The organism is Microbispora rosea (genome assembly GCF_044460045.1).
Lineage (GTDB): Bacteria > Actinomycetota > Actinomycetes > Streptosporangiales > Streptosporangiaceae > Microbispora > Microbispora rosea.
Genome location: NZ_JBITJO010000005.1, coordinates 1 through 11,556, shown reverse-complemented (window position 1 = coordinate 11,556; position 11,556 = coordinate 1). Strand labels below are relative to the sequence as shown.

The window sequence follows — 11,556 nt, the reverse complement described above, 5'->3', positions numbered from 1 at the left end:
GCTGGAAAGGGGTGCCTCTTGGCGGAGAGGCTGCGAGTCGCGCTGCTGTCCTACCGCAGCAAGCCCACCTGTGGCGGTCAGGGGGTGTACCTGCGCCATATCAGCCGCGAGCTCGTCGCTCTGGGCCACCACGTGGAGGTCTTCTCCGGTCAGCCCTACCCGGAGCTGGACGAGGGCGTGATCCTCAACAAGGTGCCGAGCCTGGACCTCTACCGCGACGAGGACCCGTTCCGGACGCCGAAGCGCGACGAATACCGCGACTGGATCGACGCGCTCGAGGTCGCCACGATGTGGACGGCCGGCTTCCCCGAGCCGCTGACGTTCAGCCTGCGGGCCTACCGCGAGCTGAAGAGGCGGCGCGGCGACTTCGACGTCGTCCAGGACAACCAGACCCTGGGCTACGGACTGCTCGGCATCCAGCGGCTGTTCCCGGTGGTCGGCACCATCCATCACCCGATCAGCGTGGACCGGCGGATCGAGCTGAAGGCCGCCAAGGGCTGGAAGCGGCTGTCGATGCGCCGCTGGTACGGCTTCGTGCGCATGCAGAGCATCGTGGCGCCCCGGCTGAGCCCGATCCTGACCGTCAGCGAGTCGTCGCTCGCCGACATCCACCGCGACTTCAACGTGCCGCAGTCCAACATGCGGCTGATCCCGCTCGGCGTCGACACGCGCTTCTTCCACCCCCGGCCGGAACTGCCGAAGCGGGAGAACTCGATCGTGGCCGTGGCCAGCGCCGACTCCCCCATGAAGGGCGTGGCGACCCTGCTGCGGGCGGTCGCCAAGCTCGCCACCGAGCGCGAGGTCAACCTCACCGTGGTGAGCAGGCCCACCCCCGGAGGACCCACGGAACAGCTCGTCAACGAGCTGTCGCTGCACGACCGTGTCCGGTTCGTGCACGGCATCCCGGACGAGGAACTGGCCACACTGATCGCCACCTCCGAGGTCGCGGTGGTCCCCTCGCTCTACGAGGGATTCTCGCTGCCCGCCGTCGAGCACATGGCGTGCGGCACTCCGCTGGTCGCCTCGCGTACGGGCGCCCTGCCCGAGGTGGTCGGCGACGCGGCCGTGCAGGTCACGCCGGGCGACCCCGAGGAACTGGCCGCCGTGCTGCGCCGCCTGCTCGACTCCCCCGGAGAGCGCGCGGAGTTCGGCCGGCGCGGCTACGACCGCGTCATGGAGCGCTACGCGTGGCCGGTCGTCGCCCGCCGCACGGTGGAGGCCTATCACGAGGCCATCGCCGCCCACACCCCCTCGCGGTGACTTCCCAGAACCCACGAAAGGCAGGCACCGAGTGCTGACCGTCGACTTCAACCGGCTGCCCGTCGGACCGGGCGACCGCGTCCTCGACCTCGGGGCCGGTGGTGGCCGGCACGCCTTCGAGGTGCTGCGCCGGGGTGCCGACGTGGTCGCCTTCGACATGGACGCCGCCGAGATGGAGAACGTGGCGGCCATGTTCGCGGCGATGGACAAGGAGGGCGAGGTGCCGGCGGGCGCGACCGGGGACACCGTCGTCGGCGACGCCCTCCACATGCCGTTTCCCGACGCGTCGTTCGACCGCGTCATCGCCGCCGAGGTGCTGGAGCACATCCCCGACGACTTGGCCGCGATGCGCGAGATCGTACGCGTGCTGAAGCCGGGCGGCCGGGCCGCGATCACGGTGCCGAGCTTCCTGCCCGAGCGGATCTGCTGGGCCCTGTCGGAGGACTACCACACCGCCCCCGGCGGACATATCCGGATTTATACGTTGGCGGAGCTCCAGGCGAAGCTCAAGTCCTCGGGACTCGATGTCGGCGGTCACCACTACGCCCACGGCCTGCACTCGCCGTACTGGTGGATCAAGTGCGCGGTCGGGGTGAACGACGACCAGCACCCGCTGGCCAAGGCCTACCACGAGCTTCTCGTCTGGGACATCATGAAGCGCCCCCTCGCGACCCGGCTGGCCGAGGCCGTGCTCAACCCCCTGATCGGCAAGAGCGTCGTGGTCTACGTCCGGAAGCCCGCATGACGCGGGTGCCGGACGTTCCAGGGATCATCACCACCGAGCAGGTCGTCCGTACGGCAGAGAGCATCGCCGCCGTCCAGGACGACCAGGGCGGCGTCCCCTGGCCCGAGGGCCACATCGACGCGTGGAACCACATCGAGTGCCTGATGGCGCTGACCGTGGCCGGGCTGCGCGAGGAGGCCCGCAAGGGCTACGACTGGCTCGTACGGCACCAGCGCCCGGACGGCTCCTGGCCCATGAAGGTCCGCGGCGGCGAGCCCGCCGAGGCGGCCGGCGAGTCCAACCACGCGGCGTACATCGCGGTGGGGGTCTGGCACGACCTGCTGGTGACCGGCGACGAGGACTTCGCCCGGTCGATGTGGCCGGTGGTGGCGCGGGCGCTCGACTTCGTCGTCGGCCTGCAGACCGCGCGCGGCGAAATCCTCTGGCAGCGTGACGCCGAGGGCCGCCCGGCGGACTACGCCCTGCTCACCGGGTGCTCGTCCATCCACCAGGGCCTGCGGTGCGGGGCCCTGCTCGCCGAGCGGCTGAGCGACCCGCAGCCCGACTGGGAGCTCGCCGCCGACCAGCTCGGCCACGTGGTCGCCGGCCACCCGGAGGCGTTCGCCGACAAGAGCAGGTTCTCGATGGACTGGTACTACCCCGTGCTCGGCGGCGCCGTACGCGGGGACGCGGCGGCCCGGCGGTTCGACGGGGAGTGGGACACCTTCGTCGTGCCCGGCCTCGGCGCGCGCTGCGTCTCCGACCAGCCCTGGGTCACCGGCGCGGAGTCGTGCGAACTGGTGCTCGCGCTCGACGCGGCCGGGCTGCGGGAGCGCGCGCTGGCGGTGTTCGCCGACATGCAGCACCTGCGCCACGAGGACGGCTCCTACTGGACCGGCTGGCAGTTCGTGAACCAGCGGCACTTCCCCAACGAGCGCTCGGGATACACGGCCGCCGCGGTGGTGCTCGCCGCGGACGCCCTCGCCCGCGCCACCCCCGGCTCGGGGATCTTCCGCGACGCCGGCGGCCGGGAGGCCCGCATCACCGGCGAGTGCGGCTGCGAGCGCGCCCGCGCCTGACCGGACGGCGCCGCGCACGGCCGATCCGGGCTCCCTGCCGGGTACGCCGTCAGACGCGCTCCAGCACGCGGAGCGACCCGACGACCCGCACCTCGCGGAAGGCGCCCGACTCCAGCGCGCGCAGGTAGACCCGGTAGGGCGCCTGCCCGCCGTCGGCGGGGTCGGGGTAGATGTCGTGGAAGACCAGCGCGCCGCCCTTCATCACGTGCGGCGCCCATCCCTCGTAGTCGGCCGTCACCGGCTCCTCCGAGTGGCCGCCGTCGATGAACAACACCGCCAGCGGAGTGGACCAGTGGCGGGCGACCGTGGCCGACGCGCCCACGACCGCGATCACCTCGTCCTCCAGGCCGGCGGCGGCGATGGTGGCGCGGAAGAACGGCAGCGAGTCCATCCGCCCGGTCTCCGGGTCCACCAGCTCGGGGTCGTGGTGCGGCCAGCCCGGCTGGATCTCCTCGGAGCCCCGGTGGTGGTCCACCGTGAAGACCACCGTGCCCGCCCGGCGCGCCCCGGCGCCCAGGTAGATCGCCGACTTGCCGCAGTAGGTGCCGACCTCGCAGATCGGCCCGCGGGAGCCGTACGCGCAGGCGGTCTCGTACAGCGCCTCGCCCTCGGCGGGCGGCATGAACCCGCGCGCCTGTTCGGCGGCGCGGCGCAGGTCGTCGGGCATCGGGGTCACCATGCCGGGCACCCTACCCAACAAGCCGAACGAGGTTCGGAACTGCCCCTTGTCCCCCCTGATGCAACATGTTCTACTTTGCTTCGTGAACCAGCGCGCCCGCATCGCGATGAGCGAGGAAGAGATCGCCGAGCTCCTGCGGGCCGCCCGCAAACTCCAGCTCGGCACGATCAACCCCGACGGCACGCCGCACCTGGTCACGATGTTTTACGGACTCGACGACGGCCGCGTCACGTTCTGGACGTACGCCAAGTCGCAGAAGGCCCGCAACATCGAGCGCGACCCGCGGGTGAGCTGCCTGGTCGAGACCGGGGACGAGTACGCGCGGTTGCGCGGCGTGCTCGTCTACGGCAAGGCGCGGCTGATCGACGACCCGGCGGCCGTCCTGGAGGTCGGCCTGGACGTCACCCGGCGGATGACCGGCGTGCCCGTCGACTCCCCCGAGGCACGGGCCTACGTCGAGCACACCGCGCGCAAGCGCGTGGCCTACGTGGTCGAGCCGGCCCGCGTCGTCTCCTGGGATCACCGCAAGCTCGGCGGCGACGGGTCGGTCACGACAAGGGACAGGCCCTAACGTGAACTCCAGCGCGACGCGACGCACAGGAGGAGGACGCGCATGAAGATCAAGGTCGACTACGACGTGTGTGAGGCCAACGCCGTCTGCATGGGCCTGGCGCCCGAGGTCTTCGAGGTCGACGACGAGGACAACCTCCACGTGCTGATGCCGGAGCCGCCCGCCGAACTGCTCGACCGGGTCCGCCACGCGGTCCGGTCCTGCCCCAAGGCCGCGCTGTCGCTCGAGGACGAGTGACGCGCGGCACCCAACCATGAAAGACCAGCCTGAAAGACCGGGAGGTCCCCCATGCGCGGCGCGCTTCTCCACGCGGTCGGCGACGAAAAGCTCGACATCAGAGACGACTTCACGCTGACGCCGGTGGGCCCGGGCGACGTCCGCGTGCGGGTGAAGGCCACCGGCGTCTGCCACTCCGACCTCTCGGTGCTCACCGGCGTGCTCCCCATGCCGCTCCCGATCATTCCCGGTCACGAGGGCGCGGGCGAGGTCGTCGAGGTGGGCGACGGCGTGACCACCGTCCAGCCGGGCGACCACGTCATCATCAACTGGACGCCCGCGTGCGGCGACTGCCCGAGCTGTGTGGGCGGTCAGCCGAACCTCTGCATGACGTACATGATGAAGAGCTTCACCGAGCCGCGCTTCCTGTTCGCCGGCCAGACCCCGGCGTTCGGCATGGCCGGGTGCGGCACCTGGGCCGAGGAGATCATCGTGCCGTGGCAGGGGGCGATCAAGGTCGACCCCGACGTGCCGTACGAGGCGGCGGCCCTGATCGGCTGCGGCATCACGACAGGCGTCGGCGCGGTGCTCAACACCGCGAAGGTTCGCCCCGGCGCGACCGTCGCGGTCGTCGGCTGCGGCGGCGTCGGCCTGTCGGTGATCCAGGGCGCCCGCATCTCCGGCGCGACCACGATCCTCGCGATCGACCCGCTGGAGTCCAAGCACGCGCTCGCGAAGAAGGTCGGCGCCACCCACGCCTGCACCCCCGACCAGCTCATGGACGCCATCGGCACGCTGACCGGCGGCCAGGGCTTCGACCACGGCTTCGAGGTGGTCGGCAAGTCGGCCGCCATCATGACCGCCTGGCAGGCGACGCGGCGCGGCGGCGACGTCATCGTCGTCGGCGCGGGCGCCATGGACGACATGGTGCCGCTGTCCGCCTTCAACCTGCTGTTCGAGGGCAAGAACCTCCTCAGCTCGCTGTACGGGGACGCCGACGTCCGCAGGGACTTCCCGCGCTTCGTGAACCTCTACAAGGCGGGCAAGCTCGACCTCGACAGCATGATCAGCTCCCGGATCAGGATCGGCGACCTGAACGACGCCGTCGACGCCCTGCGCGGCGGCGAGGTGCTCCGGCAGATCGTGCTGTTCGACTGACGCCACCGGGCCGCCGGAGATCTCCCCGGCGCGGGGGATATCTCCGGCGGGCCGGGGTAACCCGAGCGGCGACATGCAGACGTTCCTGCCGTACCCGGACTTCGCGGCCACCGCCCGCGTCCTCGACCCGCTCCGCCTCGGGAAACAGCGGGTCGAGGCCCTCCAGGTCCTGCGTACGCTCACCGTTCCGGGGTACGGCTGGCGGCACCATCCGGTGGCGCACATGTGGGCCGGGTACGAGGAGGCGCTGGTCCGCTACGGCCTGGAGATCGTGTCGGCCTGGTGCGGCCTGGGCCGCGCCGACACCTGCGCCGGGACGATGACCAGGGAACTGCTCGACTACCGGGGCATCGAGGCGCCCCGCGTCCAGGCGGCCCTCGCGGAGGCGGGCGAGCTGCCGCCGTGGCTCGGCGACCCCGCCCTCCACCTCAGTCACCGCTCGGCCCTGCTGCGCAAGGACCCGGAGTTCTACGGCCCGAAGTTCCCCGGAGATCCCGACGACCTCCCCTACGTCTGGCCCGACTCCGACCGCGTCAACGCCCTGCTCCCACCCCGCCGCACCGTTTAGGACCGTCGCAGGACGGCCAGGCGTCTAGATTGCATCTACGTAGATGTCATCTACATAAGGGGCAGGGTGGGCGCGGTTCCTTTCATCGGCCGGCGGCGGGAGCTGGCCGCCCTGGCCAAGCGCCTCGACCGAATTCGCCGGACGGGTGCCGGCGCTGCCATGGCCATCAGGGGACGCCGGCAGGTCGGCAAGTCCCGGCTCGTGCAGGAGTTCTGCGACAAGGCCGGGGTGCCGTATCTGTTCTTCACCGCGACCAAAGGGACGTCGCCGGTCAAGGCGGTCGAGGAGTTCTGCGCCGATCTCAAGGAGTCGTGCCTGCCCGCCGACCCCGAGCAGGTCGTCCGCGTGACCAGCGGAAGCTGGCCGGAGGCCTTCCGCGTGCTGCACTCGACGATCCCGCCGACCCCGTCGATCGTCGTCATCGACGAGATGCCCTGGCTGGCGGAACAGGACGACCTGTTCGACGGCGCGCTGCAGACGGCCTGGGACCGGCTCCTGTCGGCCAAGCCCCTTCTCCTGCTCCTGCTGGGCAGCGACTTGCACAAGATGGAGCGGCTGACCGCCTACGACCGGCCGTTCTACGGGCGCGCCGACACCATGGCGCTCGACCCGCTCGACCCCGCGGAGACCGCCGGCGCGCTTGGCCTGACCGGAGGTGACGCGATCGACGCGTACCTCGCCAGCGGAGGGCTGCCCGGGATCCTGCGCGCCTGGCCGCACGGCACTCCCCCGCTGGAGTTCATCCGGCAGGAGTGCGAGGATCCGGCGTCCCCCCTGTTCGGCGTGCCCGAATCCGTCCTTCTCGCGGAATTCCCCTCGCCCGACCAGGCCCGCCGGGTGCTGGAAGCGGTCGGCCGCGGCGACAGGACGCACGCCGCCGTCGCGGCGACGGCGGGCGGGCGCGAGGGACCGCTGCAGTCCGGTTCGCTCTCCCCTCTCCTGCGCAGGCTCACCGGAGAGAAGCGCGTCCTGGCGATGGACGAGCCGTTGTCCGTCCAGCCCGGAAAACCGGCGCTGTACCGCATCCGCGATCACAACCTGCGGATGTACCTGGGCGTGCTGCGCGCCGCGGCGCAACACTCGCATCGGGGACGGCCCGATCTCGCCTTCGGACTCGTACGGCGACGCTGGGCGAGCCTGCGGGGGCGGGCCGTCGAACCGATCGTCAGACAGGCGCTGGGCATGGCCGCCGCGTCGGGGGAACTGCCCTGGCCGGACGCGGAGGCCGTCGGCGGATGGTGGAACCGCCGCTTCTCCCCGGAGGTGGACCTGGTCGGCGCCGACCGGGCACCGGTGGCGCGGCGGGTGCTGTTCGCGGGCTCGATCAAGTGGCTCGGCACCCCGTTCGACGGTCACGACCTGGCCGCGCTGCGCCGCGACGCGGTGCAGGTGCCGGGCTTCGACGCGGAGGCGGGCGGCCTCGCGGTGGTGTCGCTGTCCGGAGTCCATCCCTCGGTGGAGGGCATCGGCCTGACGTGGGGCGCCGGCGACGTGGTCGCGGCGTGGGGGTGAGGCATGCCGGAGGGCCGGGCGCACCCGATGGTGCGCCCGGCCCCGGCCTCTCGAGTGCTGGGGAGAGAGGTCAGCTCTCGGAGGAGAAGGCGGCGTCGAAGGCGGCGTCCGGTGGGGTGATGGCGTTCAGCGAGCGGATGTAGGCGAGGGCCTCGGGTGCGCCGTGCAGCCGGTCCATGCCCGCGTCCTCCCACTCGATGGAGATCGGGCCGTCGTAGCCGATGTGGTTGAGCGCCCGGAAGCACTCCTCCCACGGCACATCGCCCCGCCCGGTGGACACGAAGTCCCACCCGCGGCGGGGATCGGCCCAGGCCAGGTGCGAGGCCAGCCGGCCGCGCCGGCCGTCGCGGGTGGCGACCCGGGCGTCCTTGCAGTCGACGTGGTAGATCTTGTCGGCGAAGTCGAGGATGAAGTTCGCCGGGTCAAGGCCCTGCCACACCATGTGCGAGGGGTCCCAGTTCAGCCCGAAGGCCGGCCGGTGCCCGATCGCCTCCAGCGTCCGCACCGTGGTGTGGTAGTCGTAGGCGATCTCGCTGGGGTGCACCTCGTGCGCGAAACGCACCCCCACCTCGTCGAAGACGTCCAGGATCGGGTTGAAGCGGTCGGCGAAGTCGGCGTAGCCCGCCTCGATCATCGACGGCGGCACCGGCGGGAACATCGCCAGGGTGTGCCAGATGGAGGAGCCGGTGAAGCCCACGACGGTCGAGACGCCGAGCTTGGCCGCCGCGCGGGCGGTGTCCTTGAGTTCCTCGGCGGCCCGCTGCCGGACGCCTTCGGGTTCGCCGTCGCCCCAGATGCGGGCGGGCAGGATGCCCTTGTGGCGTTCGTCGATGGGGTGGTCGCAGACGGCCTGGCTGAGGAGGTGGTTGGAGATCGTCCACACCCCGAGGTTGTACTTGGCCAGGGTCTCCTTCTTGCGTTCGATGTAGGAGTCGTCGGCCAGGGCCTTGTCGACCTCGAAGTGGTCGCCCCAGCAGGCGATCTCCAGGCCGTCGTAGCCCCACTCGGAGGCCAGCCGGCAGACCTCTTCGAACGGCAGGTCCGCCCACTGCCCGGTGAACAACGTGACCGGCCTGGTCATGAACCCTCCACAGGTGTGAAGCGGCTGCCTTCAGCCGCGCTCTGCTCGACGGCCGCCAGCACCCGCTGCACCCGCAGCCCGTCCTCGAAGGACGGTGCGGGGTCGACGCCTGCGGCGATCGCCTCCAGGAAGTCCTTCGTCTCATGGACGAAGGTGTGCTCGTAACCGAGGCCGTGGCCCGGCGGCCACCACGCCCCGGCGTACGGATGATCCGGCTCGGTGACGAGGATCCGCCGGAAACCGGCGTCCCGGTCGGCGGCGTCGTAGAACCAGAGCTCGTTCATCGCCTCGAAGTCGAAGGACAGGCTTCCCAGGGCTCCGTTGACCTCGATGCGCAGCGCGTTCTTGCGCCCGGTGGCGAAGCGGGTGGCCTCGAAGGACGCCAGCGCGCCACCGCTGAGCCGGCCGGTGAACAGCGCGGCGTCGTCCACCGTCACCTCGCCCATCTGACCGGTGCCGCCCTCGCCGGCCAGGCCGCTCGACCCCTCGGCGAGCGGACGCTGCTTGACGAAGGTCTCGGTCATCGCCGACACCCCGGTCAGCAGCTGACCGGTGATGAACTCGGCGGTGTCGATGATGTGCGCGCCGATGTCGCCGAGGGCGCCGGACCCGGCCTTGTCCTTCTGGAGCCGCCAGACCAGGGGGAACTCCGGATCGACGATCCAGTCCTGCAGGTACTGCGCCCGCACGTGCCGGATCTCCCCGAGCCTGCCCTCCTCGACGAACCGCCGGGCCAGCGCGACCGCGGGCACGCGGCGGTAGTTGAAGGCGACCATGCTGCGCACGCCGCGCGCAGCCGCCTCCTTCGCCGCCGCGGCCATGGCCTCGGCCTCGGCCACGGTGTTGGCCAGCGGCTTCTCGCACAGGACGTGCTTGCCCGCCGCCAGCGCCGCGATCGCGATCTCGGCATGACTGTCACCCGGCGTGCAGATGTCGACGATCTGCACGTCGTCACGCTCGACGAGCCGCTTCCAGTCGGTCTCCACGGCCGCCCAGCCGAGCGTGGCCGCCGCTTCGGCCGTGCGGTCGGGCGACCTGCCGGACAGGGCCGCCATGGCGGGCCTTACCGGAAGGTCGAAGAACGAGGCGACATTCCGCCATGCCTGCGAGTGCACGCGTCCCATGAACGCGTACCCGACCATGCCGACACCCAGCGTCGGCTTGCTGTCTGTCACTAGATCTCCCCCGAATCAGGATTCGAAGCCGAGCGGCAGATACTTCTCCGCGTTCTCCTTGGTGATGGTCTCCGATGCCAGCGTGATCGACTGCGGCACCTCCTGCTCCAGCAGGTCGCTCATGCCCTTGCCCTGCGCGATGAGCCGGGCGATCTTGATCGCCGAGGCCGCCATCGTCGCCGGATAGGTGACCGTGGCCTTCAGCACACCACTGTCGGCCTGGATGTCGCGCATCGCGTTGGCCGAACCCGCACCGCCGACCATGAAGAACTCGTCACGACCGGCCTCCTTGATCGCGGCCAGCACACCGATGCCCTGGTCGTCGTCGTGGTTCCAGATCGCGTCGATCTTCTTGTGCGCCTGCAGCAGGTTGGTCGCCACCGACGTGCCCGACTCCACCGTGAACTTCGCGTCCTGCTGCGCCGTCACCGAAAAACCGTAGGTCTTCAGCGCGTCGGCGAAGCCCTTGCTGCGGTCCTGGGTCAGCGGCAGCGTCGCGATGCCCTGGATCTCCAGGATCACCGGGTTCGACACGCCCTTGTCCTTCAGCGTCTTGCCGATGAAGTGACCGGCCGCCACTCCCATGCCGTAATTGTCCCCGCCGATCCACGCGCGGTAGGACAGCTTGTCGGGGAAGACCCGGTCCACGTTGACCACCGGGATACCCGCGTCCATCGCCTGCCGGGCGACCTGGTTGAGCTGCTCACCGTCGTTCGGCAGGATCACCAGCACGTTGACCTTGGCCTGGATGAGCGACTCCACCGCCGAGATCTGCTGGTTGATGTCGTTGGTCGGCTCGACCGGCTTGAACTCCACATCGGAGTACTTCTTGGCCGCGTCGGCCGCGTTCTTGCTGATCGCGGCGATCCAGCCGTGGTCGGCGGCCGGGGCCGAGAAGCCGATGACGACCTTGTCGCCGGGGGCGTCGTTGCCGCCCGTGGCCGCGGCCGCGGGAGCGGCGGCCGGCGCGCTCGCCTGAGCGGCCGGCTCGTTGCTGGTGCAGGCCGTGACGAGGGCGCCCGCGCCGAGGACGGCTCCGCCGAGGAGGAAGCCCCGGCGGCCGGGGTTCTGTGTCATGTCGTTCTCCCTTGCAGTGGGGGTGGAGGAGCAGGAAAGCGAGGAAAAGGGCGTAGGAGGCCGAGACCGCGACCGTACGGCGGCGGACCTGGAAGATCGAGAAGGAGAGGTGAGGGAGCCGGGTCAGGTGTGTGTTTTGAGGCTTCGCCGCTGCAGGAGCACGGCGACGACGATGATCGCGCCCTTGGCGACGAGCTGGTCGGCGGTGTTGAGACCGTTGAGGATGAACAGGTTGGTGATCACCGTGAAGATCAGCAGACCCAGGATCGAACCGATGATCGTGCCCCGGCCGCCGCTCAGCAACGTCCCACCGATGATCACCGCCGCGATCGCGTCCAGCTCATACAGATCACCATGAGTCGACGACCCCGTCGTGGTCCGCGCCATGATCAGCACCGCGGCGATCCCACAGCACAGACCCGACAGCGCATACAACATCAGCGTGTGCTTACGCAC

At 70.7% G+C, this 11,556-nt stretch carries 13 protein-coding genes; 8 read left to right on the top strand and 5 right to left on the bottom strand.

Annotated features, from left to right (window positions below):
- The first annotated feature begins 18 nt into the window (after positions 1–18).
- The 3 genes from ACIBK1_RS22040 to ACIBK1_RS22030 are packed head-to-tail and all read left to right on the top strand — an operon-like array spanning position 19 to position 3,063.
- A complete protein-coding gene (locus ACIBK1_RS22040; protein ID WP_030506192.1) occupies positions 19–1,260 on the top strand; it encodes a glycosyltransferase family 4 protein in 1,242 nt (413 codons plus the stop codon).
- Between the two features lie 31 nt (positions 1,261–1,291).
- Positions 1,292–2,005 carry a class I SAM-dependent methyltransferase gene (locus ACIBK1_RS22035; protein WP_030506193.1) on the top strand — a complete coding sequence of 238 codons (714 nt, stop codon included), beginning with the start codon at positions 1,292–1,294 and terminating at the stop codon, positions 2,003–2,005.
- Positions 2,002–3,063, top strand: a complete 1,062-nt coding sequence (locus tag ACIBK1_RS22030; RefSeq protein ID WP_396737305.1) for a prenyltransferase — start codon at positions 2,002–2,004, stop codon at positions 3,061–3,063. Before ACIBK1_RS22035 ends, ACIBK1_RS22030 begins: the two co-directional genes overlap by 4 nt.
- Positions 3,064–3,112: 49 nt before the next feature.
- Here the strand turns inward: ACIBK1_RS22030 and ACIBK1_RS22025 are convergent, their stop codons facing one another.
- Entirely contained in the window at positions 3,113–3,742 is a 630-nt protein-coding gene (locus ACIBK1_RS22025) for a class I SAM-dependent methyltransferase (RefSeq protein ID WP_387074858.1), read from the bottom strand.
- An 82-nt stretch (positions 3,743–3,824) separates the two neighbouring features.
- Here ACIBK1_RS22025 and ACIBK1_RS22020 point away from each other — a divergent pair, with 82 nt between their 5' ends.
- From ACIBK1_RS22020 to ACIBK1_RS22000, 5 genes are all read left to right on the top strand, one after another.
- The gene (locus ACIBK1_RS22020; RefSeq protein WP_396737301.1) at positions 3,825–4,313 is read left to right on the top strand and encodes a pyridoxamine 5'-phosphate oxidase family protein; all 489 of its coding nucleotides are present in this window, start codon (positions 3,825–3,827) and stop codon (positions 4,311–4,313) included.
- A gap of 42 nt (positions 4,314–4,355) precedes the next feature.
- On the top strand, positions 4,356–4,550 hold the full coding sequence (locus tag ACIBK1_RS22015; protein ID WP_030506197.1) for a ferredoxin: 195 nt from the start codon (positions 4,356–4,358) through the stop codon (positions 4,548–4,550).
- A gap of 51 nt (positions 4,551–4,601) precedes the next feature.
- A complete protein-coding gene (locus ACIBK1_RS22010) occupies positions 4,602–5,687 on the top strand; it encodes a Zn-dependent alcohol dehydrogenase (RefSeq protein WP_357322929.1) in 1,086 nt (361 codons plus the stop codon).
- Positions 5,688–5,760: 73 nt separating this feature from the next.
- Positions 5,761–6,255 carry an MSMEG_6728 family protein gene (locus ACIBK1_RS22005; protein WP_030506199.1) on the top strand — a complete coding sequence of 165 codons (495 nt, stop codon included), beginning with the start codon at positions 5,761–5,763 and terminating at the stop codon, positions 6,253–6,255.
- 66 nt (positions 6,256–6,321) lie between these two features.
- Entirely contained in the window at positions 6,322–7,767 is a 1,446-nt protein-coding gene (locus ACIBK1_RS22000) for an AAA family ATPase (protein WP_030506200.1), read from the top strand.
- Positions 7,768–7,837: 70 nt separating this feature from the next.
- Here ACIBK1_RS22000 and ACIBK1_RS21995 read toward each other — a convergent pair whose 3' ends face one another.
- From ACIBK1_RS21995 to ACIBK1_RS21980, 4 genes are all read right to left on the bottom strand, one after another.
- On the bottom strand, positions 7,838–8,848 hold the full coding sequence (locus ACIBK1_RS21995; RefSeq protein WP_396737297.1) for a sugar phosphate isomerase/epimerase family protein: 1,011 nt from the start codon (positions 8,846–8,848) through the stop codon (positions 7,838–7,840).
- On the bottom strand, positions 8,845–10,023 hold the full coding sequence (locus ACIBK1_RS21990) for a Gfo/Idh/MocA family protein (protein WP_396737294.1): 1,179 nt from the start codon (positions 10,021–10,023) through the stop codon (positions 8,845–8,847). Before ACIBK1_RS21990 ends, ACIBK1_RS21995 begins: the two co-directional genes overlap by 4 nt.
- Before the next feature lie 15 nt (positions 10,024–10,038).
- On the bottom strand, positions 10,039–11,100 hold the full coding sequence (locus tag ACIBK1_RS21985; protein WP_396726855.1) for a substrate-binding domain-containing protein: 1,062 nt from the start codon (positions 11,098–11,100) through the stop codon (positions 10,039–10,041).
- 123 nt (positions 11,101–11,223) lie between these two features.
- Positions 11,224–11,556 (bottom strand): ABC transporter permease (locus tag ACIBK1_RS21980; protein WP_396737291.1); only part of this gene is annotated, 333 nt, incomplete at its 5' end.

Bases quoted from the DNA above. Each gene is read 5' to 3' on its own strand.
- ACIBK1_RS21995 (WP_396737297.1), bottom strand. From the start codon at position 8,848: ATGACCAGGCCGGTCACGTTGTTCACCGGGCAGTGGGCGGACCTGCCG.
- ACIBK1_RS22015 (WP_030506197.1), top strand. From the start codon at position 4,356: ATGAAGATCAAGGTCGACTACGACGTGTGTGAGGCCAACGCCGTCTGC.
- ACIBK1_RS21985 (WP_396726855.1), bottom strand. From the start codon at position 11,100: ATGACACAGAACCCCGGCCGCCGGGGCTTCCTCCTCGGCGGAGCCGTC.
- ACIBK1_RS22010 (WP_357322929.1), top strand. From the start codon at position 4,602: ATGCGCGGCGCGCTTCTCCACGCGGTCGGCGACGAAAAGCTCGACATC.
- ACIBK1_RS22030 (WP_396737305.1), top strand. From the start codon at position 2,002: ATGACGCGGGTGCCGGACGTTCCAGGGATCATCACCACCGAGCAGGTC.
- ACIBK1_RS22005 (WP_030506199.1), top strand. From the start codon at position 5,761: ATGCAGACGTTCCTGCCGTACCCGGACTTCGCGGCCACCGCCCGCGTC.
- ACIBK1_RS22025 (WP_387074858.1), bottom strand. From the start codon at position 3,742: ATGGTGACCCCGATGCCCGACGACCTGCGCCGCGCCGCCGAACAGGCG.